Below are 25,093 nucleotides of genomic sequence, written 5' to 3'. Positions count from 1 at the left end.
CCGAAGTTCGCTCTGAGCTCGCTGCAAAGTATGGCGAACTTCGGATTCGGGACACTAGTGTCGTGGATCAGAAATTCGCACCATCGTCGCCGCGTGTCCGTCATGCGAAGTTCTGATCCATAAACGACACTAGAATCATAAACTTGCTAGTGTCCTGATCGAATCCGAAGTTCGCTCTGAGCTCGCTGCAAAGTATAGCGAACTTCGGATTCGGGACACTAGCCGGCCTCGCTTGCGTCCACTGACGCCTTCTTTTCAAGGATCCACGGATTGTTCCGTGACCGACCATAAGTCAACCGTTCACTGGAACTCCTCGGAAGACGCAACGAGGCCCGCGTAGGCGCCGCCGCGGGCCAGAAGGTCGTCGTGACCGCCCTCCTCCACGACGCGGCCGCCGTCGAGCACGACGATGCGGTCTGCACTGCGGATCGTGGAGAGGCGATGGGCGATGACGAGCACCGCGCGGTCGCGCCGCAACTCGTCCATCGCAGCCTGCAGCGCGCGCTCGTTTTCCGTGTCGAGGCTCGATGAGGCTTCGTCGAGCACGAGGATGGGCGCCTCGACAAGCAGCGCCCGCGCAATGGCGACGCGCTGGCGCTGGCCGCCCGAAAGACGGGCGCCGCGCTCACTGCAGATGGTGTCGTATCCATCGGGCAGGTCGATAATGAAGTCATGCGCCTGTGCGAGCCGCGCCGCGCGCTCGACTTCAGCCAAAGATGCCCCGCGCATGCCGAGCCGGATATTGCCTGCGACCGTCTCGTTGAAGAGATGCACGTCCTGCGGCACGTAGGCGACGAGCTTGCGAAGTAAGCTCAGCGGCAGTTCGCGGATGTCGTGGCCGCCGATGCTGATGCGGCCGGTGCCGACATCCCAGAAGCGCAGCAGCAGATTCGCGCAAGTGCTCTTGCCAGCGCCGGAACGGCCAACCAGCGCCACGGTCTCGCCGGGTTGCACGACGAAATCCACGTCGTTGAGGACAGCGCCGCGACTGCTGTCAGCATAGGCGAAGCCGACATTTTCAAAGCGGACGGTGGTATCCGCCGGACGCGCGTCCCGACCTCGATCGGCGATCGCTGGCCGCTGGTGAAAGATGGCGAGGACGCGCGCCGCGCCGGCCCGCAATTCCCCGAGCTTGCGCGCAGTCTGCGTGACCTCGACGACTGGCGCGAGCGCTCCTCCGGCCAGTACGATCACCAGCGGAAACAGCGCGCGATCGAGGCCGCCGCGCGCGACAAGAACAACCCCGACCAGAGCCACCGCGAGCACCGCCAGCGCGGTCAGAATATCGATGGCGGCGTGCTCGAGGCCGGCACGCGAGCCGTAGCGACGTTGCGCTACGGCCAGCGCCTTCGTCCGCGCCATCAACCGGTCAAGGAAATCGCGCGCACGGCCGAAGACGGCAAGTTCGCGCTGGCCCTGGATCATCTCCACCGTCTCCGCGTTGAGAAGGCCGAGCCTCTCCATGACCCGCGCGCCCTGCTCGCCGGCGCGACGAGCCAGCCAGAACGGCACCGACGCAACGAGCGGCAGGAACGGCAGCAGCGCCAGCGCCACGAGCGGGTGAATGACATACAATGCCGCCAGTGCTGCCAGCGGCACGACCACGGCACCGACATAGTCGGCGAGCGTATGCGCGTAGAAGAACTCCATCAGCTCCGCATCGTTCGTTGCGACTGACGCCAGTTCGCCGGTGCGCCGTCCGAGTACGTAGCCCGGCGCAGCGCGCTCAAGGCCGTCATAGATGCCGACCTGCAGCGTCTCGATCAGCGCGAAAGCGAGGTCGTGCGAGATGTAGGCCTGCCACCAGCGCGCGCCTGCGGCGACGACGACGAGTGCGCCCAGCAGCCAGAAGCCCGGCACGAGGTGTTCGCCGGCCGTACCGGTGACGGCACGGCCGACGAGCCAGGCACCGACGGCGAGACTCGCGAGCGTCGCCGCTTGTGCGAGGATTCCGGACAGGATCGTGAGCGTCAGCACCATGCGGCGATTGCGCACCAGCGGTATCAGCCCGAGGAGTCCGCTCGCGCGCTCGCGCTCCGGTGGAGGTGCGGATGCTGTCTCAATCGATAGGTCCGTCATGCGGCTTCCCTCTGCGCCTGCATCAGCCTGGAATAGAGCCGACCGGCCTCTTCAAGGCTGCGGTGATTGCCTTCCTCGACGATCCGTCCCGCATCGAACACCAGGATGCGGTCCGCCTTGCGGATGGTGGAGAGGCGGTGCGCGATCACCAGCGTGGTGCGGCGGCCGACGAGCACATCGAGCGCTTCCCTGATCGCTTGCTCGCTGCGTGGATCAACGCTGGAGGTCGCTTCGTCCAGCAAAAGGATCGGCGCATCCTTTAACAGCGCCCGCGCAATCGACAAGCGCTGGCGCTGACCGCCGGACAGTTGCGCGCCGCGTTCGCCTATCTCGGTGTCGTAGCCGCGCGGCAGGCTCTCGATGAAGTCGTGGATGTGCGCCGCCTTGGCAGCCGCACGAATGTCGTCGGCTGTCGCATCCGCCTTGGCGATCCTCAGGTTGTCGGCAATGGTGCCGTGGAACAGGTAGCTGTCCTGCGACACGACGCTGACGCGCGAGCGCAACGTCTCACGCGAGAGTTTGCGGATGTCCGTGCCACCGATCCGAATGCAGCCCGACGTCGGATCGAAGAAGCGAAGAAGGAGTGCGATCACCGTCGACTTGCCTGCGCCCGACGGACCGACCAGGGCAACGAACTCGTTCTCGCGCGCGACGAGCGACACCGCGGACAGCGCCTGCGGCTCGCCGTCACCGTAGGCGAAACTCACCTGCTCGAAGGCAATGTCGCTGGCCAGGGGCGCGGTGACCGGGCGCGCCGGTTCGGCCACCTCCGGCGCAGTGGCGAGCAGCTCCGTGATCGGCGCGGCCGCGCCGCTCGCGGCCCAGGCGGTGTGGAATTCCTTCTCCAGCCGATCGAGCGGTCGAAACGCTTCGCGCGCAAGGAACAGCGTCATGAACAGCGCGACCGGAGCGAGTTCGCCGGCGGCGACACGCCAGGCGTTGACGGAGAGCACCAGCGCGGTGCCGCCCAGCGTGATGAAGCCGGTGAGGCCCGTGCGCATCAGCGTCACCGACAGCGCCGTCATGGCTTCATGGCGCAGGTCTGCAGCGCGTCGGGCGAGGCTCGCGCGGCGAGCGGCCGTGGCGTTGAACGCCTTCAGCGTGACGATGCCCTGCAGGCTGTCGAGCAGATACGCGCCGAAAGCGCCCATGGCGGCAAAGATGCCGGACGACGTCGGCATACGCCAGCGCAGCCAGAGCGTGTCTGCAATCGGAAAGGCGGCGACGAAGGCGCCGAGCAGCAGGGCGGACATCCAGTCCACCCAGGCGAGGCAGGCGACGACGCCAAGGCAACCGAAGATCGCCACGAAGATCGATGGCGTGTAGCGGCTGTAATAGGACTCAAGCGCTTCGACGCCGGCAACGATCGTTGCCTGCAGATCTCCCGTCTGACGCCGCAGCAGCATGCCGGGGCCGATCTCGATCAAGCGCGAGAGCAGTTGCAGACGAAGATGTTCCTTGGTGCGCTGCGCGATGGCTTGCGCCGCAAGCTCGACGAGCCACACGAGCGCGCCCCGGGCCACGACCACGACCGCAAACGCCGCGATCCACCAGACCACAGTTTCGATGTGGGCATCGGCGAACAACGCAGCGAGCGCGAAGCTAAGGAAAATAGCCTGCAGCACATAGCAGGCCGTCACCATAAGGCCGAGGACGGCGCTCAACACGATCCGCCACCTGACGGGGCCGGCCAGCCCCAACAATTGTCTGTTCACGACCCTGTCCTCCGGTTCGGTGCCTGGAGCAGGATCGACTGACCGTCGGTCGATTGTCAATTCGCACGCGTGACTGGTATGTTAGATTGCCTCTAACTGACGAGTTCAATCCGCCGAATGGTGACCGGTGTCGCGGCGGCTAGTGTCGTGGATCAGAAATTCACACCATCGTTGCCGCGAGTCGCGAATTTCCGATCCATAAACGACACTAGAATCATAAACTTGCTAGTGTCCTGATCGAATCCGAAGTTCGCTCTGAACTCGCTGCAAGGTACGGCGAACTTCGGATTCGGGACACTAGCGCCTGGCGAAGTTTTGCCGAAACCAATCGGCCAGCAGCGCTTTTTCATAACCATAACGATCGCCTGACGCGCGGGCACTGTTCATCTGGTAGTTGATGTCTGTGAGATCCTGCTCGCCGCTCCGCCTGCGCTTTCCCTTCTCGCTCAGCACGTAGCGCAACTTGATCCTCGGCGGCGTGACGTCCCGCATGATCCTCACGTCCGAGAAGCTGCGCCGCCACGGCTCACGATGACCGGCGAGATCGACGTTCAACACATCGATCATCAACGCCTCGCCCGGTGCGAGAAACCTCTCGCCCAGCCGCTCGAGATACGCGCGCAGCTCCGCGAGCGTCGCCTCCCGCGATCCGGCGTCGAAGGTGCCCGCGTCGGTGTAGCGCTCCGGATTGACAAAGCGAACTTTCACGCTCGCGAGGCTCGGCATCGGCGCAAACAGGATCGCTGCAACGGCTGCTCCGACAAGCGCTGTCCGAATCATTGTGTGCCTCCTAGGCTGGCGGGACACCCACGTGCTGCCGTCGCGTGGCCAGCCCGTCAGGATTTGCCCGTGTTACCGCGCGCAGCGACGAGACCGTCCCATGCAACCATGGCACAATCAGCGACGTTGAGAAGGCTTTTGCGCGACACGCCGTCGCGCGCCTGAATTGACATGCCGTGCTGGACGGTTGCGTAGAATGTCGCGACGGCGCGGCAGTCCACCCCTTCCGGCAGCTCGCCTTCCGCGACCGCGCGCTCGAGCCGCCGGGCGAGCAGGTCGACGTTATGCACCCGCTTCTGTCGCAACTCGCGCTGAACTGCATCATTGCCGTCGTCGGCATGGATGGCGCCGAGCACGACAAGGCAGCCGCGCGGCTTGCCGGGTCGCGTGTAGTCCTCGGCGCTGACGCGCAGCATGGTCTCGATCGCCGCCCGCGCCGACGGCGCGGCCGTCATCCGCTCCCAGATTCGCGCACCTTCCGTTGCGCCATACAGCACCACGGCTTCGCGGAACAATTCCTCCTTGCAGCCGAAGGCGGCATAGATGCTCGGCGAATTGATCTTCATCGCCGCTGTCAGGTCGGCCATCGACGTGCCGGAATAGCCCTTGGCCCAAAACACCTCCATCGCCTGCCGCAAAGCGGCTGCGCGATCAAAGCTGCGCGGGCGGCCTCGTTCTGCCATGTCATTCCTTTTTGTATCGTCCGATAAATAAATCGCTTGATCTTCTCCTGCAAGACCTCTATTTCTGTGTCGATCATTACAAAATGGAGGTTCCAGTGACTGGATTGAAGGACAAGGTGGCGCTGGTGACGGGCGGCAGCCGCGGGCTGGGCGCAGCGATCGCCAGGCGTCTTGCGCAGGAAGGAGCCAACGTCGCGCTGACCTACGTCAGCACCCCAGACAAGGCGCGCAGTACCGTCGCCGAGATCGAACGTGCCGGACGGCGAGGTCTTGCAATTGCCGCAGACAATACGGATCCCGCCGCGGTGCGGGCGGCCGTGGAGCGAACGGTCGCCCAGTTCGGGCGACTCGACATCCTCGTCAACAATGCCGGCATCTTCGTCGCCAAACCGCTCGACGCCCTGACGTTGGACGACTTCGAGCAGACAGTTGCCATCAACACGCGCGCGGTGTTCGTCGCCTCCCAGGCCGCAGCCGTCCACATGCGCGAAGGCGCGCGCATCATTTCGATCGGAAGCAACCTCGCCGAACGCGTGCCCGGACCGGGCCTCAGCCTCTACAGCCTCAGCAAGGCCGCGCTCATCGGACTGACCAAGGGCATGGCGCGCGACCTCGGGCCGCGCGGCATCACCGCCAACATCGTGCATCCGGGATCGACCGATACGGACATGAATCCTGCCAATGGCGAGCATGCCGACGCGCAGCGGAGCCTGATGGCCATCCCGCGCTTCGGCGAACCGCGCGACGTCGCAAACGTTGTCGCCTGGCTCGCGAGCGACGAAAGCCGTGCGGTGACGGGAGCCGCATTCACGATCGACGGCGGCGCCAACGCATGAGCGGCGAAGTCGCCGAAGTTTCGGCGGAAGCAGCGCCGCCGGCGCAAGGTTTCCGCCGCACCGTGGCGCTGCTCGCGTTTGCGCTCTTCGTGATTGTCACGACGGAGTTCGCCGTCGTCGGACTACTGCCGGGCATGGCGAGCGACCTTGAGGTCTCGCTCGCCGATACCGGCTGGTTCGTCACATCGTTCGCGCTTGCTGGAGCGCTGATCGGTCCGCCACTGACGATGCTGGCCGGCCGGCGCGATCCGCGCCATGTTCTCGTCGTGGCAGCAATTGTGTTCGCCGTGGGGAATCTCGCAATCGCGCTGATACCGGACTATTCCGTCGTCATTGCCGTTCGCCTCTTGCAGGGTTGCGTGCTGCCCACAGGCGTCAGCGTCGCCATCGTCGCCGCGGCGCGCCTCGCGGGCACCGGGCGGGAGGGGTGGGCCGTCTCGATCGTCAATATCGGCGTCGTCGCCGCGACGGTGCTCGGCGTCCCCGCTGGCGTGCTCGTCGCCGACATGGCGGGCTGGACCACGAGCTTTGCCGTCCTCGCATCGCTCGGGGTCGCGTCGGCGTTTCTCATCATCGTCTGGTTTCCGCGCGTGGACGCGGAAACGCCGCCATCGATCCTGGCCGAGGCCTCGCTGCTGTGGCAGCCGGTCTTCCTGACGCATCTGTTGCTGTCGGGTGCTTTGTTTGCAGCGATGTTTGTCGGCTATACCTATGTCGCCGGTTTTCTCGGCACCGTCGTCGGCCTCGGCGAGGCGGCAGTCGCCTGGGCGCTGATCGGGTTTGGCATCGCCGGCATATTCGGGAACTGGCTCGCTGGACGCAGCGTCGATCGCGATCCACTCAACGCCACGGCGTGGGTGGCGCTCACACTCATGCTGGCCATGGCGGCAATCGCTCCCGCGGCGAAGGAGCCGCGCTTGCTTACGCTCGTTCTCGGCTTGTGGGGAACGGCACACATGGCGGCTTTCGTCATCAGTCAGGTCCGCACCTTGGCGGCCGCCCCCGAGGCGCCAGCCTTCGCTTCCTCCTTGAACATCTCGGTCTGCAATCTGGGTATCGGCGTCGGCGCGTCGGTCGGCGGACATATCGTCGACCACGCCGGCGTCGAAGCCATCGGCTACGGCGGTGCCGCCGCTGCGGCAGCGGCCCTGGTCATCGCTGTCGGGCTGAAGGCGGCAACTCGACTTCGCTCACCGAGCGTAACGTGCGCGCGGCGCTGATCGCGCACACCCGGCGCTGCGCACGAGCTACGCGACGGGATAGGGCTCATCCTTGAAGACGCGTTCGTGGTAGCCCTTGCTGCCCACCTCTCGCGCCAAAGGGCTGCGAAAGTCCTGGTCTGCCCGAAGACAGTCCAGCATCTGCCCAAAGTCATAGGTCGGTTGCCAGCCGAGCTCCCTCCTGGCGCGCTCGTTGACGTAGACACGGTCGATCTTCGGAAAAAGCCGCCATCCGCGCGCGTTGAAGAGCGCTTCGCCTTTGGGAAACAAGCGCCACACCACGGCCGGCGCGTGCCGACGAAGTTCTGCCAGGTCGTCGTGCGTAAAGGGGGTTGTCGCCGAAATGATGTAGCGGCGAAAGCCGATGCTTGCCGCCTTCTCCAGTGCCAGCAGGTGGGCGCTCACCACGTCCTTGATGTCGACACGACGGTTCAGCATCTCGTTCGCCTGGACGTTCGCCGTTTCGTACGCCTGCCGGATCGCGGCATCGTCATCAGCTTCGGGGAAGAAGCGCGACGTCCGCAGCACGATCGCCGGCAGGCCGTGCTTGCGTGCAAACAGCTCGCAGAGGCTTTCGGCCGCGGTTTTCGTCACCCCGTAGATGTTCTTCGGAATCGGTGCGACATCCTCCGTCACCCAAGCGGCGGGCTCGTCCGGCGCCGGCGTCAGCGCGGAACCGAAAACGCTCGTGGTGCTGGTGAAGATGAAGGCCGTCACCCCCGACGTGACGGCTTCCTCAAGAAGGTTCAGCGTGGCGGTGATGTTGGTGTCGACAAAGGCCTGTCGGCTGTGGGTCGCCACATGCGGCTTGTGCAACGTCGCGGCATGGATGACGGCGCCAACACCCTCCATGCATCTCCGCACGAAGTCGCGGTCGCAGAGGGTACCGACCCGATCCGTGAACGGCGACGGCTTGATATCCACTCCGAGCGCGGATCGGTTCTCGGCTCGAAAGGTTCGCATCAGCGCCTCGCCGAGGTGACCGCTGCTGCCGGTGACCAGCACCTTCATCCTGCTCTGTTCCTCCACAAGCGACGGGAACGCCAGCGTCCATCATGAGATAAGTTCGTCACAACCTGACGGTACGGTTGTCATATCGGCCGGAACCGGCATTTTCAATCGCTTCCCGCCGTGCTCAGCAGGGGCGAGCAATGCATTTCGTTTCGGAGAAAACCGGCGGCTATCGCGTTTACGCGGTAACCGGCATCAATACGGTGTCATTCGCCATTGATTTCCGTGAGGCGGATCCTGAGGGCCTGTTGGGATTCGCGGTAGAGCGTCATGATCCAAAGGAAGATCAGCGCTACTACGTCTACGGCATGAAGGTTTTCAGATCGGTCATCCCACGGCCGGACGAGACGACGAGCGTCAGCACGTACGACCACCCCATCCAAAGCTTCGTTTGGGATGACTTCACCGCAAAGGAAGGTCGTGACTACGTCTATTATTTTCATCCCTTGAAGGGCAAACCAAAGAATATCGACCGTGGTGCAGAGCCCATCCGCATCGCCGTGCAGACCGAGCCGTTGTTCTCCGATGGGGAGCACGACATATTTTTCAATCGCGGCGTCGCGAGCAGCCAAGCTTATAGTCGCAGATTCGACAACAAGTCGCCGGATGAAATTGAGGATCCGAAGAAACGTGAAGAGGCATTGCAGTGGTTGAGCCGCGACCTGGATGATGCTCTGCTGAGATTCATCGATGGCGCAAGGCCTGGCGACACCATCCTCGGCTGCTTCTACGAGTTTCGCTATTTGGCTGTCGCACAGAGGCTGAAGCAGGCGATTGATCGCGGCATCACCGTCCGCCTCATTCTCGACGCCAAGGACAACGAATCGACCGATAAGGACGGCAAGCACAAAGAGAGCTTCCCGAAGGAAGAGAACAAACGGACGGTGAAGGCGGCCAAGTTGCCGGCGAGCGCAATAGCGCGTTGGCGCAAGAACAATCCAAGCAGCATTCAGCACAATAAGTTCATGATCCTGCTGCGCGGGTCGGCCGAGACACCTGCGGAAGTATGGACCGGATCGACCAATCTTTCCGTCGGCGGGATTCACGGACAGACCAATGTCGGTCATTGGGTGCGAAATGCCGAGATCGCCGCTGCGTTTCGTGACTACTGGAATCTTCTTCAGACAGATCCGGGCTCAAAAGACGGCGATGATCGGAAGACGTCCACTGCAAGAAAAACGAAATTTCGCGAAGCCGTTATGGAACTACGAGAGGTGCCCCAGACGTGGCAGGATATCCCGGAGGGCACCTCAGCCGTCTTCAGCCCGCGAAGGGGCGACGAGGTGCTCGAGATGTATGCTGCGGCGCTTGATCAAGCGGACAGCGTCGCATGCGTCACGCTCGCATTCGGCGTCAACAAGCGCTTCAAGGACAAACTGGTCGACAACGACGCCGACAGCCATGTCAGCTTCCTGCTTCTCGAAAAGCAGGACAAGCCAAATCCCCGCTCAAAAGCCCCGTTTATCGAGCTGAAGGTTTCCCACAATGTCTATCAGGCGTGGGGATCGTATCTGCGGGACGCCCTTTACCAATGGACGCGAGAAACGAATGCGCGGACACTGAGCCTCAACACCCATGTCAGCTATGTCCATTCGAAGTTCTTGCTGAAGGATCCGCTGGGGGAAGATCCGATCGTCATCACGGGATCTGCCAATTTCTCCGATCCGTCCATCAACGACAATGACGAGAACATGTTGCTGATCCGGGGCAATGAGCGCGTCGCCGATATCTACTTCACTGAATTCAATCGGCTGTTCTTTCACTACTACTTCCGCTCTATCCAGCAGGCCAGCTTGGGCGATGGCCGCCCGTCAGGCGCTGCCGCGGAAAGCAGCCTGTTTCTCAGGGAGAGCGATGATTGGCTGGACAAGTACAAGCCGGGGAAGCTTCGTCGCAAGCGAGTTGAGATATTCGTGAGTATGGCGAATGCAAAGATGCTCTCGTAGACCCGGCTTCCGCAGACCCGCGAAAGGACGTCTTTACGGACGCCCGGTCATCTCGCCAGCCATTTCGAATAGTCGGGAAGATCGATGCTCTCCCTCATGTCGCGACCGATGAAATAATCGGCGAGAAACGGTATGGCCATCAGGCGCGTGGCGACATCGCGCAGCTTGATCCGTAATGCGCTCTTCGGAACCATCGACGCGGCCATCGCCTTCGCGTTGTCCTGCTTGCGACGGACGAAGGCGCCGATGACCTCCGCATAACGACGAAAGCCCGTGGCGTGGTCATCGGCAGCTGCGCTCAGCTCGCCGGCGAGCACGTAGGCTTCGGCCATGCCGAGCCCCGTGCCCTCACCAGCCAGCAGACTGACGGCCGCCGCGGCATCGCCGATCAGGGCGGCACGGCCTTTCCACCATTGCTCCATGCGGATCTGACTGACGCGATCGAAATAGATGTCATCGTCAGCCTCCATCGCGGCGAGGATCTGCGGCGCTTCCCAAGCCACGCCGCCAAAGACGTCGCGCAGCACGGCCTTGCGTTCGCCGGGCGTGGACGGCGAGCGGCCGCCCATCAAGGCGGTGTCGAACACCAGCAGAAAGATCGTTTTGTCGTTGCGAAGCGCGAAGCGCGATATCTGCCGCCCAGGCACATTGTGGCTGACATACGCAAGTTCGTCGCGCGGCCGATACCCCGTCACCTCGAAGGCGGCGACATGGTAGCCAAGGCCGATCTCGAACGCGCTCTCGGGGCCGAAGGCAATCTCGCGGACGCGGGAATGCAGCCCATCCGCGCCGATGACGAGATCGAAATCCCGCGCCGGATGGCGATCGAAGCTGACGCGAACGCCGTCTCCATTTTCCTCGATCGCGGCGACCGAATCGCCGAAGATCGTTTCGACGTCATTCGACACCGCGCCGTAGATCGTCGATGCCAGCGCTCCTCGCTGCAGCGTCATGGCTCGGCCGTGCGTGAGATGATTGAGCGTCGAGGTGGAAATGCCGCCCGTCCTGTGGCCTTCGCCATCCACCAGCCGCCACTCGCCGACATTGTAGGCCTGTTCGCGAAGCATCGGCAGCAACCCCATCTTTTCGACGACGTCGTAGCCGGTACCCCAGCAGTCGATGACGTAGCCGCCCGTTCGCAGGCGCGGCGCCACTTCGATCAGCACCGGCTCGTGTCCGTACCGGCGCAGCCAGTAGGCAAGCGTGGGACCGGCGACACCTGCACCGTTAATGGCAATCTTCACGTCGGAGCCTCCCGCTGAAGCACAATCGACCAACGCACAGCCCGCGGTCTTGCTCCATCGCGTGCAACGACGAAAGACCGGTCCCGCACGCCCCAGCGCTTATCGCTTTTTCGCGCGCCAGCGATCGAACGTGGCGTCCATGCCCTGACGCACGACCAGATAGAAATCCGCCATCTCGGCAAGACGATCGCGTGTCGCACGGGATCTGGTGACGCGGGTGCCCGCCCGCAGCACGTCCGCGAGCGCCTGCAGCAGGCGGTTCTGCTCGGCCAGCATGTCGACATAGTTGTCGGAGACCTCGTAAAGGACGCGCTTGCTGCCGCGCACGCCGAGGCGACGCACAAGCATGTATTTCTCGAGGAGCCGCGCGGCGACACTGGCGCTGCTCTTGCCGATCTCAAGGTCGCGCGCGATGCGATCCAGGTCGGCCGGCTCCGCGCTGAGCAAAAGGTAACCGTAGAGGCGCGCCGCGGTCGACGGCACGCCCCACGGCAGCAGAAGCCGGGCGATATCTTCGATGAATCGGGCCTCCGATGCGGCCATCCGTTTGTTTGACATATTCGGCATATACCGAATATAACACCAATTATCGAGCCGTCCACCTCAGGGCGGCTTCGGGCAGAGCGATACTGGAGCCTGCCTTTGCGCGCCGACGCAGGATGCAGACGAGGCGCGCAAACTCGTGGGAAGGCGCACGATGATCTTGATTCTGCTACAGATGCTGATCTGGACGGCCCTGCTCGCCGTCTTGATCTTTTGGCCAGCCGGCACGCTGGCATTTCCCGGCGCATGGACACTCATCGGCCTGTTTGCCGTGGGCGGCGTGGCAATGGCTCTCTGGCTCTCCAAGCATAGCCCGAGCCTGTTGCGCGAGCGCATGTCATCGCCAATTCAGCGGGCGCAGAAGCCCTGAGACCGGGTCTGGCTCAGTCTTTTCATCCTGGCCTTCTGCGGCTGGATGGCGTTCATGGGTTGGGACGCAGCGCGCACGAACTTCGCCGCGGTGCCGCCATGGCTGCAGTTCCTGGGCGCCCTTGGGGTATTGCTTTATGGATTCTGCACGTGGTGGACGTTTCGCGAGAACGCCTTTGCCGCGCCGGTGGTGAAGCTGCAGGAGAACCAGAAAGTGATCGACACCGGTCCATACGCGATCGTGCGTCATCCCATGTACGCCGGTACGTTGTTTCTCTTTCCCGGCATCGCGCTGTTGCTCGGCTCGTGGCGCGGCGTCGCACTTTCCGTGCTGTTCATGCTGGGCATCGCCTGGCGCGCTGTCCACGAGGAGCGCACCCTGCGCAACGAGCTCAGCGGCTACGACGACTACGCCGCGCGTGTGCGCTACCGGTTCATCCCGTTCGTCTGGTAAGGCACGTCAAGCGTCATCCATTTGAGTCGGTAACGCCGGCCTGCGAAAATGTAGCCATGCCCGCGTGGCACGCGAGCGCCGCGCGCAGCAGCAGGATCGCCGTGGCGGCGCCCGACGCTTCGCCCAGCCTCATGTCAAGATCGAGCAAAGGCGTCAGGCCGAGTTCGCGCAACAGCAACCGGTGGCCGGCCTCAGCTGAGACATGCGCCGCGCGGCAATGGTCCAAAATGCCTGGATCGAGCCGCGCGAGCGGCAGCATCGCTGCGGTGGCAACGAAGCCGTCAAGCAGGACCGGGATGCCGTACTGTCGCGCGGCGAGCACGGCGCCGGCGATCGCGGCCAGTTCACGCCCGCCCAGTGCGACAGCGACCTGCAGCGGGCTGCCGAGAATGGCCGCGTGGCAGGAGAGCGCCGCCGCCACCGCAGCGCGCTTGCGCTCCAGGCCGTCATCATTCACGCCCGTGCCACGGCCGATCCAGCGCGCCGTGTCACCGCCGAGCAGCGCCGCACACAAGGCCGAAGCCGCCGTCGTGTTGCCAATCCCCATTTCACCGACGGCAAGCAGGTCGTCGTCAGGCTCGACCGTGCAGTAGCCGATGTCGACCGCTGTCAGGAACTCGTCGACGTCCATCGCCGGAGCAAGGGTGAAGTCGCTCGTCGGCCGCGCAAGATCGATCGGCACGACGCGCAGCACCGCGTCGGCCAGTCGCGCGATCTGGTTGATCGCAGCCCCTCCCGCGGCGAAATTCTGCACCATCTGCTCGGTGACCTGTTGCGGATAGGCGGAAACGCCGCGTGCAACGACGCCGTGATTGCCGGCAAACACTGCGACCGCGGCACGTTCGAGATGCGGCATTTCGCTGCCCTGCCAGCGCGCCATCCATTCGACCAGGCTCTCAAGGCGGCCGAGACTCCCCGGAGGCTTGGTCAGCTTCGCCTGACGCGCAGCGGCAACCGATGCGGCGGCCGCGTTGCCCCGCGGCAAGTCACGACAAAACGCGGCAATATCGTCTAGACTATCGAATCGCATGACTTTCCGTTGTTGCAGAATCAAAATGGCCGGCTGATGACCTCTATCACAACGGAATTGCTCAGCGATCTTCGCACGGCAATTGCCTTCCTCACGCGCCTGCCGATGCCACATCCGGACGGGCCGACGCCCGTCAATTTCGTGCGCGCGCATCGCGTCTTCCCCATCGTCGGCGCGGCCATCGGATTTGCGGTGGGTATCTGCTACCTCGCGTTGGTTGCGCTCGATCTGCCGCGAGCGGCAGCCGCCGCGCTTGCGCTGGGAATCAGCGCGCTGCTCACGGGCGCCTTGCACGAGGACGGGCTTGCCGATGTCGCGGACGGCTTCGGCGGCGGCCACGACAAGGCCTCGAAGCTCGAGATCATGCGCGACAGCCGGCTCGGCACCTATGGCGCGCTGATCCTGCTCGTCAGCTTCGCCGTCAAGTTGTCGGCGCTCGCTGCGTTGCCCGAGACAACCGTCTTGCCTGTCCTCGTAGCCTGCCACGCGCTGGCGCGTGGCATTCTTCCCGTCATGGTCAGAGCTTTGCCAAATGCACGTCAGGACGGGCTCGCCGCGACGGCCGGCACACCGACGCGCGCGACCGCCGCAGGCGCCGTGACGTCCGCACTCCTGATCGCCTTCCTCGTGTTGCCGTGGCCGGCTGCGGTGGTGGCTGCGCTTGCCGCAACCGCGAGCGCTTGCGGCATGGCAATGTTGGCGCAACGACAGATCAACGGGCAGACCGGCGATGTGCTCGGCGGCGCGGAACAAGTCGCCGAGACCGCGATCCTGCTGCTGATGGCGGCGGCGCTGGCGCCGCATCCGGCATGAGCGCGGAGTCCAGACTCTGGCTTGTTCGGCACGCGCCCGTGGCAGGACCACGCGGCGTGATCCATGCCCCTGGCACACCGGCAGACCTTGGCGACACCGCGCATTTCGACGCCGTGCGGCGCGAGCTGCCCGCTGCGGGTTCGGCGTTCTGCAGTCCCGCACGCCGGACCTGGGAGACAGCGCTGGCGCTTGGCTTGAGTCCCACCAAGAACGCGACCTTTCGCGAACAGGATTTCGGCACATGGACAGGGCGTCGCCACGACGAACTCGCACGCGAGCTTGGCAGCGCCTATGAGGAATTCTGGCGTGCGCCCGCCGACAACCGGCCGCCGGGCGGCGAGAGCTTCGTCGATCAGATCGAACGGGTTGCCGCGGGGCTGGCGGCGCTTCCTGCCGGCGATGTGATTCTCATCGTTCACTCGGGCACGATCCGGGCCGCACTCGCGATTGCACTGGATCTCGCCGCCGAAAACGCCTTGCGCTTCGTCATCGATCCCTTGTCGATAACGCGGATCGACCGGCTCATCGACGGCTGGCGCATCGACACCGTCAACTACCGGGCATGACTCAGTCACTCCGAAGACGAGGCTCGTAAAGAGGACTCCGAGAAGAGCCCCTGTTCAATGCCGTCGATCGCGTCCCGGAATCCCGCTCGGCGGCTCGCAGAGATTTGCGCCGGTGCCGACGTACTTCAATTCGCGCCGAGATAACGCGAGCGCGTCTGTGTCCACCAGTCGCTTTGCAGATCGCTCAGGATGGCAATCGAGAGCTGCTCGCGCAGGGGACTGCCGTTCGGCAGCGCGAACGCATAGCTCTGCGGATCGAACAGCACATCGAGGAGCCTGATCGCACTGACCGACCCGGCGTCCCCCTGGCGGATATGCCAGGCGAGCAACGGTCGGTCGTAGACGAACGCGTCGATCTCTCCTCGCCGGAGCGCCTTCAGGCCGTCGATCGGCGTCGCAAAGCCGACATTGCCAACATTCATTCGCGCCAGCGTCTCTTCCGCCGCGGTCCCCGCCACCGTGCCGACGTGAACCGAGCCAAGATCGCCGACGCCGTTCACCGCGCCCTGCAACTGCCTGGTGGTCAGCACCGAGGTGACGCCCGCCGTGAACACCGCGAGCGCGACGATCGAGGTGACCATCCAGATGATTGCGATCAATCGGCCCGGCAGGGTCATCGGTCCTGAACCTGTCGGCGAGCGCTGCGTCATCGCCAGCGTCGACCACCACACGCTCGACGTCAGCCCCCTGGCGACGCCGCCCGAAAAGCTCTCGTTCCGGCGCCGCTCGCAAAGCCAGACGGCGAATCCCGTCGCCAGTGCCAGTCCAACCAGGGCGAGGACGGCCTGAATAAAGCCGAAGGACGTGATCGCGCGCACCACCGGCGTCCAGCTCATCACGCCTTCCGCTGGAACGGCGATGCCGAGGCCACTGACGTAATAGCTGTGCGTGAAATCGACGACACGCTCCCGACCGGCAGTGACCGTCAATGCGGCGACCGCAATGTCGAAGCTGCCGTTAGCTGCTCCTTCGATCAGGCCGTTGACCGTCGGCGCTTCCACGAAGCGAAACGCGAGGCCGGCATCCTGCGCGAGCTTCCGCCAGAGATCGATGCTGATGCCTTGCCAGTCCCCATCCGGCCGCTTCATCGCGAACGGCGGTGCGTCCTTCACACCGACATTGAGGACACCCTGCGGTGAAATACCGACGCCGACCGTGGCTTGCGCGCCCGCAAACGAGGGCAAGAGCAGCATGGCGAAGGCGACCAGTATCGTTGCAGCGCGCTTCAAGCGAATCCCGTCAAGAGGAGGCGATCAATGGCGGCACCGATGCGTGATTCAAATGGTCGGCCGTCGCGTCGCGTCCTCTACTGCAGCGTCCGCGAACCGGATGCGATCCGGCCGGCGAGGGTCGGCGTCCCAGCCGAGGGAATCTGCGCCCGCAAGATTGTGCCTGCGCTCGAACTTTCGATCTGTAGCGTCCCGTTGAACTGCCGGAGGCGGGCTTTCATTCCCGAGATGCCGACGCCGATCCGGGGCTGCTGATCGCTGCGCGACGCGTCCCACTGCGGCATGCCGCGTCCGTTGTCCTTGACCTCGACATAGAGCCCTCTGGGATCGGTCTTGACCTTGACCGCCACCGACGTCGCCTGGGCATGGCGATGCACGTTGGCCATCGCTTCCTGAATGATGCGCAAAACCGAGCGCTGCAGCTCGATCGGCAGCGTGTCGACCTCCTCCGCGATGGTCTGCCTGACCTGCAAGCCCGCCCGGCGCGCGAAGCCGTCGATATAGTGCTCGATCGTCACCTTCGCGCCGTCGTGCTCGAGCTGCGGCGGGTACAAAAGGTAGCTGAGCAACCGAATTTCCCGCTGCGCCTCCTCGGTGGAGCGCTCGATGTCCTCGATCAACCGCTCGCCCTTGCGCGAGATCTTCATCTCCCGCCGCAAGTTCATCAGGTTGAGGCTGATGGCGATCAGGTGCTGACCGGTGACGTCGTGCAATTCGCCGGCGATGCGCTGCCGCTCTTCCTGCTCGATTTCGGTGACATGTTTCGATAGCTCGCGGATCGCGACCGTCGCTTCGCGCATATCGGTGACGTCTTCGTGGCTGACCAGGATGTGCGCCGTGCCGTGCGCAGCAATCCGCGCCGCGGAGAATTCGTAGACCTTCTCCAGACCATGCTCCTGCGAATGATATGTGACCTTGTACTTGTCGCGCGTGCCGTCGACGACCTGCTTGACGACAGCGAGGATCGCCTCGCTCACCGGCTGCTCGGGCGGCAGCTGCAGTCTGGTTATTGTAAGCTCTGCTGTCTCATCGCGCGGAATGTGTGACTCGCGTGCAAATTTCTGCCAGCCGGCATTGGCTTCGATCACGTGGCCCGAACTATCGAGAATTGCGGTTCGCGCGTTCAGCGATTCCAGGATCATATGCAGTAGGCCGAGCGACTCCTGAAAATCGACGTATTGAAACCTGCTGTTGACCCGCGGCGGCTCCGGCCGGCGGTTCGCCGTGAAATCGTAAGTGGTCCCGCTATTGACCGGCGCTGGTCGACGTTGTTTCGACGGCCTCTGACTGGCCTTCATCCGATACGTCGTGCTGATGAAGAGCCCAATCGTGACGATGGCCACCGCGAGCGCTGCGGTCCGCCAGCCCGGCTGCGACATCGCCTCGACGATGTATAGAAAGATCGAGCGGTCTTGCATTCCCTGCACTCACTTTTTTCTCGCACTCCCCCTGCTTCTTTTTCAGACTTCCCCAGCCGCGCCGTCTCAACTGTTGCATCAGTTGTGATTACAACTTGTCCTAGATGCGGGCGCGTGTCGCTATCAAACTCGACGCATGGCTGACCAAAAGCTAAGCAGCCGGGTCACTTTCGAAGCGTTTTTCAAGAAAACTTTGCGTCGCTCATGGCCAACAAATGATGAAGGCCGTCGACCGCGCCGGTCCCGCTTAGGGTTCGACCAAGCGGTTGCGGATGGCATATCGAACCAGTCCCGCAGTCGAGTTGACCTCCAGCTTCCGCATCGCGGACGCGCGATGGGTCTCGATGGTCTTGATGCTCAGGTTGAGAATCTTGCTCATACCCTTGTTGCTGTAGCCTTCCGAGATCAACTGAATGACCATACGCTCGCGCGGCGAGATCGCGACTTTCGGTGCTTCATTAGTCGACAAAAAGCTCGCCAGCATCTTCTCCGAAACGATGCCGGTGAAGAAGGGCTTGTGAAGCACAAGCGATTCAACGGCGGTCAGCAGCAAACGCTTCGCGTCGGATTTCAGCAGGAACGCCTTTGCTCCTGCCTTGAACGACTCCTTCACCAAATCATCATTGTCATGCATGGTGAAGATCAAGATCTCGGTCGCAAGCTGACGCGCCTTGACGCTGCGCGTCACTTCGAGGCCGTTGATCAGCGGAAGCGAGTAGTCGACGATTGCAACATCCGGCGCCTTGTCCATGATGAGGCTGATCGCGTCCCTGCCGTTTTCCGCTTCGCCGACGACGTCCCAACCCTCGTGGCTTTCCAGGATCGATCGCAAGCCTGACCGGACGACCTCATGGTCGTCGGCGATGAAGATGCGTTTCGCTGACGTCGTCGCCGCTGGCATTGCCGGTGCCGCTACCTTCCAAAATGCTATCGCCAACCCAACAGAACGAGGCGTGCACCGCTCAATCCCGTTTGACCAGCTTATTCAGGGTGAAGTCCTAGGGCTCCGTGAAGAATTTCGGGAAGATTTTAGCTCAAGCCGTCAATTGTCGCCCTGGCCGTCCTGCCTCAACCCACGGGATGAGCCCATCTCACTATCGGGTCTAGACCCGATAGTACGGAATTGCCGCCTGGGCATGCTGCAGACAGATCACGAGTCTGCCGACAGGGGGCCCATGCAATGTTTCACCGCAGCTTCGCCGGAAGGCACTAGCGGCGCATGTCGGGCGCAGGACCGCTTCCGCGCCGATTGCGTTCTGGACCGCCTTCACTCGGCTTACGAGGCCGCGTGCGAAGAGAGGTCAAGAATGGCGCACGATCCGCTTCCGTCCTGGAATGACTGTGCCGCGAAATCGACGATCATCGACTTCGTCGCCCGCGTGACCCGCGCAGGCGGACCGGACTATGTCCGCCCGGCCGAGCGCATCGCCACCTTCGACAACGATGGCACACTATGGTGCGAGCAGCCGATGCAAGTGCAGTTCTTCTTCGGCCTTGCCCGGCTTGAACAGTTCGCGATGCAGGTTCCTGATTTGAGGCAGCGCCAGCCGTTCAAGGCATTCCTCGAACACGACATCAGGACAATCCGCAAGCTCGGTAAGGCCGGCTTCTTCGAGGTTGCCGCGACGACGCACGCCGGCATGACAGAAGAGGACTTCGATCGACATGCAAGAAACTGGCTGGCCTCGACCCCGCATCCGCAACTCGGCCGACCGTTCACCGAGCTGACTTATCGCCCGCAGAAGGAGCTTCTCTCGTTTCTGCGCGTGAACGGATTCAAGGCCTTTATCGTATCCAGCGGCGATATCGACCTGATCCGCGCCTTCGCCGAAGAAATCTACGGCGTTCCGCGCGAGCAGGTCATAGGCTCCAGCGTCAAGAGCCGCTTCGAAGTTCGCGACGAACGGGTGGTGCTCGCCAAACTTGCGGCCATTCACAACTTCGTCGACCAGGAGGTGAAGCCGCAAAATATCGCGTTGCATATCGGCCGGCGTCCCATCTTCGCCTTCGGAAACTCCGATGCCGACCTGCCGATGCTGCGCTATGCCCGGACCGGGCCGGGGCCACGCCTTGCGCTTCTGATCCATCACGACGATGCAGATCGCGAGTTCGCCTACGACCGCCGGTTCAAGGTAAGTCCGCTGTCCAAAGCGCTCGACAAGGCTGGCGATTACGGCATCACAATCGTCAGCATGAAGCGAGATTGGCGAATCGTGTTCGACGACGGATTTCCGCCCGTCGAAGCGCCCCTGGCTCCCGAAGCGGGCGCTCCGCTCGATAAGCCGACCCGTCGCTTACCGGAAATCCATTGACTGAGACGAAGAGGCGATGAGCACGAGACGGGAATGCACAGCGAGCCCCTTCGGTCGACGGTTCGCTCCACGGATCGTCGCAGAACGATCGAACTCTCTGCCATACGACGCGCTTCACTGTGCCGCCCGATGGCAGAGTATTTCCCGCGGCAAGTTTCAGACGAGTTGCGGATGTCGAAGACCGGATATCGCTGAGACCGTCTCGGCGAGCCGCAATTGCCCTGATCCCAACGGGCGGAGAACGTGATGAGCCTGGAAGCCCTGTTGAAGAAGCCAGACATTCGGCCGACCAACGCACCCTCCAAAGAATGCCGCCCCGGCCTCGTCTGGATTCCAGGCGGGACTTTCATGATGGGGTCGAACGACCATTATCGAGAGGAGGCTCCCGCACACCTGGTCAGGATCAAGGGCTTCTGGATGGACAGGCGTCCGGTCACCAACCAGGCGTTCGCAGAATTCGTCGCGACGACCGGCTATGTCACATCCGCGGAGAAGCCCGCCAATCCCGACGATTATCCCGGCGCAAATCCCGTACTGCTTGCGCCGTCGTCAGCGGTGTTCAGGAGGGCGATGCACGGCGTCGACCTCCGCAACCCCTACAACTGGTGGACCTACGTTCAGGGAGCCGATTGGCGGCATCCGCAAGGGCCTGGCAGCTCGATCGACGGCCTCGACGACCATCCGGTGGTGCACGTCACCTATGATGATGCGTCGGCGTATGCACGATGGGCGGGCAAACGACTGCCAACGGAAGCGGAATGGGAGTTCGCGGCACGCGGCGGCATCGACGGCGCCGAATATGCGTGGGGCGACATCTTTGCGCCGGACGGCCGCCAGATGGCGAATACCTGGCAAGGCGAATTCCCCTGGCAGAATCTTGAGTTTGACGGCCACGCCTGGACTTCACCGGTCGGGTCGTTTCCGGCCAACGGGTACGGACTCTACGATATGGCCGGCAATGTCTGGGAGCTGACGTCGGACTGGTATCAGGACCATGCGCGGATCAAGAGCGTCCGCGACACCATCGACGACCCGCGCGGAGGCTCACGTGAGCACAGCTGCGATCCTCGCAACCCCGACAGTCGGATACCGCGCCGGGTGATAAAGGGCGGCTCGTATCTCTGCGCCCCGAACTATTGCCTGCGGTACCGGCCGGCCGCACGTATGGCGCAGCCGGTCGATACGTCCACGTGTCACATCGGATTTCGCTGCGCAAACGATTGACGTCGGCGATCAGTCACTCGCGTGCTTCAGCACCCGCGATGTGCTCGCAACGACATGCCCGCCCAGCGTGGTGGAGTTCTGGAGATGGAACGGCGCCCCACCCGCCGCAGCATTGGCTGGTTTGATCAGTGCGATGCTCAGCAGCAACATTGCGCCGGCAGCGATGGCGAGCCCGAGCAGGAGGTCAAGCGCCAAACCAAGCGCCCGATCGAGATGAGGCGCGAGACCCGGCGATCTTGAGTTCGACACGGACTTCTTCGCAACCGGGATCGGCATGACGGGCCCCATGCTGGTTCTCCTGCGACTCGAAGCAGCTCAAGAATCATGCGCGTAATTTCCCAACTGTACAAGCCCTGCGTGTTGCATACACCCCCATCGCGCCCGCGCCTTTGCCGCAAAATCAGCGTGAAAACAATCACCTATCCGCAAATCCTGACACGCGTCGCGGCGCTGCAGGTGGCGCTCATCGGCTAGCCCCCGAATCTACCGGGCGTTGGGCGTGTCCGCATGTCGCTTTCCGGACACGCGCCCAAAAAAGAAAAATGCCGCTCACCGGGGTCAGGTGAGCGGCAAGTGCAGGGAGGAAACGCCCGGGTGGGCATCGTGCGAGGGGCGACACGTGTCGCCGTCGCGCTTGCAATCTCGCCCGATAGCGTCCCCCGGACTATCGGGCCAAACCCCCAATCGGGGCTCAAGGATCCTCCAAATCGCAAGGGGCGAACCTCGGTGGAGAGGTAGGTCGCAGCAGCGGAGGAGCGGGCAACGACAAGCTGCGTCCGCCGCAAGATCCTCTCACGGCGGCGATGAAATGACTCGTGAGAGCGGTTTTCGGCGCGTCAGCGTTGGCTGTGGGCGAGATCACGCGGGCCCACGTTCGTCCAGGTGTGATCCGGATCGAACAACGTCATGCGTGAGGCGAGCGACATGGTCTCGGCACCGAGATCCTTTTGGAAGACTGTTCCCTCGTGGTTAACGAGGAAAGTCTTGATGCCGGAAATCCCATATTCGGCGGGATGAGCCAGCAGGGCAAACCCACCGATCATATTGCCATCAACGATGTAGTCGGCCGCGCCGCCGGGAGCTGATGGGCCCTGACGCGTGAGTATCTTGTAATAGTAGCCGTGATACGGTCGTGGTTCCCGACCGGATCCTTCTCGCTCCAACGTCGCGATGGCCATCGCCTCGCCAAGTGGACTGCGCGGCTCGTTCGCGACCGCCGGCCAATACAGCCCATCCTTCTTGTTCGGCGAACTCGCGACTCGCTGAGCGTAGCCCGGAACGCGACTACGTTGCGGATTGGCTTCTGCGTAGTCGTTTTGCGCGTCCACATAGGCGAGGATCACCTGGACCGCATTCGACTCATTGCGGCCGATCCGTCGATGGAGAATTTCCTCGCGGCCTCTATCAGCGTCGAACCGCCACGTTCCATCTGACGCCACGATGGGAATCGGCAGCGTCCAATCCTGCAGACCAACCTGCAGTTCAGCCATATTGCCTGCCTTCACGATCTGATGCCGAACACCAAAAGCGAGCAGGAAGGCGGCACGAGCCTTTCGGCCGGCAACCTTGTCACCCGACAGCGTGATCTCGCGGCCGCTGGGTCCAAGGACCTGGGCGATGTCGCGCGCCTTGCCGGCGCGTACGGCCGAGACCAGCGCCGCCACAGCGTCCTCAGGCGACTTGAATCGTTCCTGCGCGATCGCAACTGTTGCCGACGCCAAAGTCAGCGACACCAGGACCGTGGTCGCGGCCGCTCTCGCTGTTTTGGAACAACCGCACAGCGCGGATTGGCTTGACCGAGAGCTCATGGCTTGCTTCTGCCCGCAGGCAACGCATATCCACCGTTTACTCGCTGACGATGGTTGATCCCGGGATCGGCTGCGCCGAAGCTCGATCGCAACGCGTCCATAAAACTCCCATGGCTCTCGGCGCTCGGCGCGCCGGGCCCAGCCTGAAGCGGGTTAAGAGTGCCGCGTTCGAGCCCCGTGAACGCGCCGCCTACATGACCTTGGCGTGGAAACCTCGCCTGCACGCGACCTGCAGCCGGCCGTTTCATGGCTTTCGCACGGCCAGCACGCACCGTTTGCTTTGGCCGGCTGTTCTTCACAGCCTTGCCCGGCTTTGCGCGACGATCATCGTAACGTGCGAACGCCTGCAGCTCCCGCCCGGTGTCGTCGTCACGCTGCTGCAGCGCGTCTTGACTCTCATGCCCGCGAAACGCCATCCGCTGATTCACGTCGCCCGCGGGCTGATGCGCATATTTCTGCCGCATAGTGCTACTGGCGTAGCGCACGCCGCGGCGATGTTCAGGGTTGTGCACCCAGGTATCGCGACTGGCTTTGCTGATGTTGTTGCGGACATAGATGTTGTTGCCTCCCCAGTTGAAGCTGCCGCCCCACGGGGTGCTTTCAACGGCCCAGGCGCCGACCCCCGCGCCGGTCGCAAACGCAACTCCACGCCCGACTGCCGCAGCGAGATCACCGGGAGGCTCGAAGACATAAGGCGGATAGGCCGGATGCGGCCACGCGCCATAGACGACGGCCGGATCGTAATAGGGGACATGGATCGTCTGCGGTTGAGCGGGAGCGACGGCGATGTAGTCCTTGTCCATCTGCCTGGAGACAGACACCGTCTGCTCCCTGTTCGAGTTCAGCTTGCCACCGTCCTGCGCTCTCCACCGCAAACGCTGCACCGCTTGCATGACATCGGCCTGCCCTGCCAGAACGGCCTCACCAAGCTTCTGCGTCCAGTGAAGCTTGTCTTTCATGATGGCAAGCACCTCGGGCACCGCAATCAGCGACTTTACACTAGTGTCCCATCTTTGGTTCGCAGCCGCATCCTTCAGCTCGGCGCCTTCGCGCGCGCCGCTCGACTTCGACCACCGGTTCGCTTCGGCGATCTCAAGCGGATAGGTGGACGCCATCAGAACTTCCGACAGCAGCGGGTCCGGATAGAGCGCTATCGGAGCGACAAGTTGATCGAGCTCGGCAGAGTTCAGAACCTGCCTGGAGGCCGGCACAGGCAGCGATGTGCTCTGCACGCTTTGCACGCGCCCAGGGCTCCCGCCGATCGCAATGCCAAGCAGGGCAAGGCATGCGACGCAGGCCACACACATCGTGGCGTAACGCAGCCGACGCGTCGTTGAGGCTTCCATTTTTGCCTTCCCCCAAGATCGTGCGTTCTCCCTGATACTTGCAGTGTTGGCGATCCGCGGTAACTGAGGCAGACCCCGAAAGGCGCTGCGGACAATTGCGGATATTCCAGCTTCCCTTGGCAAAGCGAGACCAGGCTGCCGCGCCGAACTCGAAGGGAAGGCGGCGTCGGACAGCGAGCCAAGGCTCGGCAAGTCATCACCCCTCGGCAAGCGCCATCACCCCTGGGCAAGCAGAGAATCCCGGTCTGACATTCCGGGTTTCGCCCGATGGCCTGCCGGAAGCCGGTCATTGCATATGCAAAACGCCTTCATCGCCTTTCGCATTCGCGGGGGTGACTTCATCGACGACGAGCCGAAGTGCGCGCCGAGACGAGGGCAGAACGCAAATCGAACGGGGGATTGACTGCCAATGCGGCCCAGCACAGCCTTCCTGAACGAAACCGATTTTAGTCAAAACGCGCGCGAAG

At 63.2% G+C, this 25,093-nt stretch carries 23 protein-coding genes; 9 read left to right on the top strand and 14 right to left on the bottom strand.

The genetic code is table 11. From position 1 onward, the window contains the following. Positions 1-300: 300 nt before the first annotated feature. The 4 genes from RCO31_RS21050 to RCO31_RS21035 all read right to left on the bottom strand — a co-directional run bounded on the left by RCO31_RS21050 (position 301) and on the right by RCO31_RS21035 (position 5,257). Positions 301-2,079: an ABC transporter ATP-binding protein gene (locus RCO31_RS21050; protein ID WP_308970436.1), complete on the bottom strand. Its 1,779-nt coding sequence runs from the start codon at positions 2,077-2,079 to the stop codon at positions 301-303. Further along, the gene (locus RCO31_RS21045; protein WP_308970435.1) at positions 2,076-3,794 is read right to left on the bottom strand and encodes an ABC transporter ATP-binding protein; all 1,719 of its coding nucleotides are present in this window, start codon (positions 3,792-3,794) and stop codon (positions 2,076-2,078) included. Before RCO31_RS21045 ends, RCO31_RS21050 begins: the two co-directional genes overlap by 4 nt. Positions 3,795-4,091: 297 nt before the next feature. Continuing rightward, positions 4,092-4,574: a DUF3016 domain-containing protein gene (locus RCO31_RS21040; RefSeq protein ID WP_308970434.1), complete on the bottom strand. Its 483-nt coding sequence runs from the start codon at positions 4,572-4,574 to the stop codon at positions 4,092-4,094. A 56-nt stretch (positions 4,575-4,630) separates the two neighbouring features. After that, a complete protein-coding gene (locus tag RCO31_RS21035) occupies positions 4,631-5,257 on the bottom strand; it encodes a TetR/AcrR family transcriptional regulator (protein WP_308970433.1) in 627 nt (208 codons plus the stop codon). Positions 5,258-5,340: 83 nt separating this feature from the next. Here RCO31_RS21035 and RCO31_RS21030 point away from each other — a divergent pair, with 83 nt between their 5' ends. Then, complete coding sequence (locus RCO31_RS21030; protein ID WP_374991517.1) at positions 5,341-6,093, top strand: SDR family NAD(P)-dependent oxidoreductase; 753 nt, start codon at positions 5,341-5,343, stop codon at positions 6,091-6,093. Next, positions 6,090-7,313, top strand: coding sequence for an MFS transporter (locus tag RCO31_RS21025; protein ID WP_308970431.1), 1,224 nt, complete (start codon positions 6,090-6,092; stop codon positions 7,311-7,313). Before RCO31_RS21030 ends, RCO31_RS21025 begins: the two co-directional genes overlap by 4 nt. Positions 7,314-7,340: 27 nt before the next feature. Here RCO31_RS21025 and RCO31_RS21020 read toward each other — a convergent pair whose 3' ends face one another. Then, positions 7,341-8,324: an NAD(P)-dependent oxidoreductase gene (locus RCO31_RS21020; RefSeq protein WP_308970429.1), complete on the bottom strand. Its 984-nt coding sequence runs from the start codon at positions 8,322-8,324 to the stop codon at positions 7,341-7,343. 140 nt (positions 8,325-8,464) lie between these two features. On the opposite strand from RCO31_RS21020, the gene RCO31_RS21015 reads away from it, so the two are divergent. Then, complete coding sequence (locus RCO31_RS21015; protein WP_308970427.1) at positions 8,465-10,270, top strand: phospholipase D-like domain-containing protein; 1,806 nt, start codon at positions 8,465-8,467, stop codon at positions 10,268-10,270. 47 nt (positions 10,271-10,317) lie between these two features. Here RCO31_RS21015 and RCO31_RS21010 read toward each other — a convergent pair whose 3' ends face one another. Both RCO31_RS21010 and RCO31_RS21005 read right to left on the bottom strand, forming a co-directional pair. Then, positions 10,318-11,514 (bottom strand): FAD-binding domain, encoded by a 1,197-nt coding sequence (locus RCO31_RS21010; RefSeq protein WP_308970426.1) that lies wholly within the window; start codon positions 11,512-11,514, stop codon positions 10,318-10,320. A gap of 99 nt (positions 11,515-11,613) precedes the next feature. Beyond that, positions 11,614-12,057: a hypothetical protein gene (locus tag RCO31_RS21005; protein WP_308970425.1), complete on the bottom strand. Its 444-nt coding sequence runs from the start codon at positions 12,055-12,057 to the stop codon at positions 11,614-11,616. Between the two features lie 154 nt (positions 12,058-12,211). On the opposite strand from RCO31_RS21005, the gene RCO31_RS21000 reads away from it, so the two are divergent. Both RCO31_RS21000 and RCO31_RS20995 read left to right on the top strand, forming a co-directional pair. Next, positions 12,212-12,427, top strand: a complete 216-nt coding sequence (locus RCO31_RS21000; protein ID WP_308970424.1) for a hypothetical protein — start codon at positions 12,212-12,214, stop codon at positions 12,425-12,427. 54 nt (positions 12,428-12,481) lie between these two features. Further along, the gene (locus RCO31_RS20995; RefSeq protein ID WP_308970422.1) at positions 12,482-12,880 is read left to right on the top strand and encodes an isoprenylcysteine carboxylmethyltransferase family protein; all 399 of its coding nucleotides are present in this window, start codon (positions 12,482-12,484) and stop codon (positions 12,878-12,880) included. A gap of 13 nt (positions 12,881-12,893) precedes the next feature. On the opposite strand, the gene cobT is transcribed toward RCO31_RS20995, so the two are convergent. Next, a complete protein-coding gene (gene cobT / locus RCO31_RS20990; protein ID WP_308970421.1) occupies positions 12,894-13,910 on the bottom strand; it encodes a nicotinate-nucleotide--dimethylbenzimidazole phosphoribosyltransferase in 1,017 nt (338 codons plus the stop codon). A 36-nt stretch (positions 13,911-13,946) separates the two neighbouring features. Between cobT and cobS the strand changes: the two genes are divergently transcribed. Both cobS and RCO31_RS20980 read left to right on the top strand, forming a co-directional pair. Further along, positions 13,947-14,723 carry an adenosylcobinamide-GDP ribazoletransferase gene (gene cobS, locus RCO31_RS20985; protein ID WP_308970420.1) on the top strand — a complete coding sequence of 259 codons (777 nt, stop codon included), beginning with the start codon at positions 13,947-13,949 and terminating at the stop codon, positions 14,721-14,723. Next, positions 14,720-15,289 carry a histidine phosphatase family protein gene (locus RCO31_RS20980; RefSeq protein ID WP_308970418.1) on the top strand — a complete coding sequence of 190 codons (570 nt, stop codon included), beginning with the start codon at positions 14,720-14,722 and terminating at the stop codon, positions 15,287-15,289. The genes cobS and RCO31_RS20980 overlap by 4 nt, the downstream gene beginning before the upstream one ends. A 125-nt stretch (positions 15,290-15,414) precedes the next feature. Here RCO31_RS20980 and RCO31_RS20975 read toward each other — a convergent pair whose 3' ends face one another. The 3 genes from RCO31_RS20975 to RCO31_RS20965 form a co-directional block, all read right to left on the bottom strand. Next, a complete protein-coding gene (locus tag RCO31_RS20975; protein WP_308970417.1) occupies positions 15,415-16,518 on the bottom strand; it encodes a transporter substrate-binding domain-containing protein in 1,104 nt (367 codons plus the stop codon). A 77-nt stretch (positions 16,519-16,595) separates the two neighbouring features. Beyond that, entirely contained in the window at positions 16,596-17,936 is a 1,341-nt protein-coding gene (locus RCO31_RS20970; RefSeq protein WP_308970416.1) for a sensor histidine kinase, read from the bottom strand. Between the two features lie 247 nt (positions 17,937-18,183). Continuing rightward, positions 18,184-18,837 carry a response regulator transcription factor gene (locus RCO31_RS20965; RefSeq protein WP_308970415.1) on the bottom strand — a complete coding sequence of 218 codons (654 nt, stop codon included), beginning with the start codon at positions 18,835-18,837 and terminating at the stop codon, positions 18,184-18,186. Between RCO31_RS20965 and RCO31_RS20960 the strand changes: the two genes are divergently transcribed. After that, entirely contained in the window at positions 18,806-20,248 is a 1,443-nt protein-coding gene (locus tag RCO31_RS20960) for an HAD family hydrolase (RefSeq protein WP_308970414.1), read from the top strand. The genes RCO31_RS20965 and RCO31_RS20960 overlap by 32 nt on opposite strands. Positions 20,249-20,494: 246 nt before the next feature. Beyond that, positions 20,495-21,472, top strand: a complete 978-nt coding sequence (locus tag RCO31_RS20955) for a formylglycine-generating enzyme family protein (RefSeq protein ID WP_308970413.1) — start codon at positions 20,495-20,497, stop codon at positions 21,470-21,472. 9 nt (positions 21,473-21,481) lie between these two features. On the opposite strand, the gene RCO31_RS20950 is transcribed toward RCO31_RS20955, so the two are convergent. The 3 genes from RCO31_RS20950 to RCO31_RS20940 all read right to left on the bottom strand — a co-directional run bounded on the left by RCO31_RS20950 (position 21,482) and on the right by RCO31_RS20940 (position 24,626). Next, complete coding sequence (locus tag RCO31_RS20950; RefSeq protein ID WP_308970412.1) at positions 21,482-21,760, bottom strand: hypothetical protein; 279 nt, start codon at positions 21,758-21,760, stop codon at positions 21,482-21,484. Between the two features lie 548 nt (positions 21,761-22,308). Then, positions 22,309-23,280: a DUF2950 domain-containing protein gene (locus RCO31_RS20945; protein ID WP_308970411.1), complete on the bottom strand. Its 972-nt coding sequence runs from the start codon at positions 23,278-23,280 to the stop codon at positions 22,309-22,311. Further along, a complete protein-coding gene (locus RCO31_RS20940) occupies positions 23,277-24,626 on the bottom strand; it encodes a DUF3300 domain-containing protein (protein ID WP_308970410.1) in 1,350 nt (449 codons plus the stop codon). The genes RCO31_RS20945 and RCO31_RS20940 overlap by 4 nt, the downstream gene beginning before the upstream one ends. Positions 24,627-25,093 lie beyond the last annotated feature (467 nt).

This window comes from Bradyrhizobium sp. LHD-71 (assembly GCF_031157255.1).
Lineage (GTDB): Bacteria > Pseudomonadota > Alphaproteobacteria > Rhizobiales > Xanthobacteraceae > P52-10.
Note: the sequence above shows the minus strand (reverse complement) of the source record. Positions and strands in the feature narration are given on the sequence as shown.

What these genes read in the sequence shown, in the direction of transcription:
- cobS (WP_308970420.1), top strand. Translation starts at nt 13,947, where the DNA reads ATGACCTCTATCACAACGGAATTGCTCAGCGATCTTCGCACGGCAATT.
- RCO31_RS20945 (WP_308970411.1), bottom strand. Translation starts at nt 23,280, where the DNA reads ATGAGCTCTCGGTCAAGCCAATCCGCGCTGTGCGGTTGTTCCAAAACA.
- RCO31_RS20970 (WP_308970416.1), bottom strand. Translation starts at nt 17,936, where the DNA reads ATGCAAGACCGCTCGATCTTTCTATACATCGTCGAGGCGATGTCGCAG.
- RCO31_RS20955 (WP_308970413.1), top strand. Translation starts at nt 20,495, where the DNA reads ATGAGCCTGGAAGCCCTGTTGAAGAAGCCAGACATTCGGCCGACCAAC.
- RCO31_RS20995 (WP_308970422.1), top strand. Translation starts at nt 12,482, where the DNA reads ATGGGTTGGGACGCAGCGCGCACGAACTTCGCCGCGGTGCCGCCATGG.
- RCO31_RS21000 (WP_308970424.1), top strand. Translation starts at nt 12,212, where the DNA reads ATGATCTTGATTCTGCTACAGATGCTGATCTGGACGGCCCTGCTCGCC.
- RCO31_RS20965 (WP_308970415.1), bottom strand. Translation starts at nt 18,837, where the DNA reads ATGCCAGCGGCGACGACGTCAGCGAAACGCATCTTCATCGCCGACGAC.
- RCO31_RS21050 (WP_308970436.1), bottom strand. Translation starts at nt 2,079, where the DNA reads ATGACGGACCTATCGATTGAGACAGCATCCGCACCTCCACCGGAGCGC.
- RCO31_RS21020 (WP_308970429.1), bottom strand. Translation starts at nt 8,324, where the DNA reads ATGAAGGTGCTGGTCACCGGCAGCAGCGGTCACCTCGGCGAGGCGCTG.
- RCO31_RS21015 (WP_308970427.1), top strand. Translation starts at nt 8,465, where the DNA reads ATGCATTTCGTTTCGGAGAAAACCGGCGGCTATCGCGTTTACGCGGTA.
- RCO31_RS21040 (WP_308970434.1), bottom strand. Translation starts at nt 4,574, where the DNA reads ATGATTCGGACAGCGCTTGTCGGAGCAGCCGTTGCAGCGATCCTGTTT.
- RCO31_RS21035 (WP_308970433.1), bottom strand. Translation starts at nt 5,257, where the DNA reads ATGGCAGAACGAGGCCGCCCGCGCAGCTTTGATCGCGCAGCCGCTTTG.
- RCO31_RS20940 (WP_308970410.1), bottom strand. Translation starts at nt 24,626, where the DNA reads ATGGAAGCCTCAACGACGCGTCGGCTGCGTTACGCCACGATGTGTGTG.
- RCO31_RS20950 (WP_308970412.1), bottom strand. Translation starts at nt 21,760, where the DNA reads ATGGGGCCCGTCATGCCGATCCCGGTTGCGAAGAAGTCCGTGTCGAAC.
- RCO31_RS21025 (WP_308970431.1), top strand. Translation starts at nt 6,090, where the DNA reads ATGAGCGGCGAAGTCGCCGAAGTTTCGGCGGAAGCAGCGCCGCCGGCG.
- RCO31_RS21030 (WP_374991517.1), top strand. Translation starts at nt 5,341, where the DNA reads ATGGAGGTTCCAGTGACTGGATTGAAGGACAAGGTGGCGCTGGTGACG.
- RCO31_RS20960 (WP_308970414.1), top strand. Translation starts at nt 18,806, where the DNA reads ATGCGTTTCGCTGACGTCGTCGCCGCTGGCATTGCCGGTGCCGCTACC.
- RCO31_RS21005 (WP_308970425.1), bottom strand. Translation starts at nt 12,057, where the DNA reads ATGGCCGCATCGGAGGCCCGATTCATCGAAGATATCGCCCGGCTTCTG.
- RCO31_RS20980 (WP_308970418.1), top strand. Translation starts at nt 14,720, where the DNA reads ATGAGCGCGGAGTCCAGACTCTGGCTTGTTCGGCACGCGCCCGTGGCA.
- cobT (WP_308970421.1), bottom strand. Translation starts at nt 13,910, where the DNA reads ATGCGATTCGATAGTCTAGACGATATTGCCGCGTTTTGTCGTGACTTG.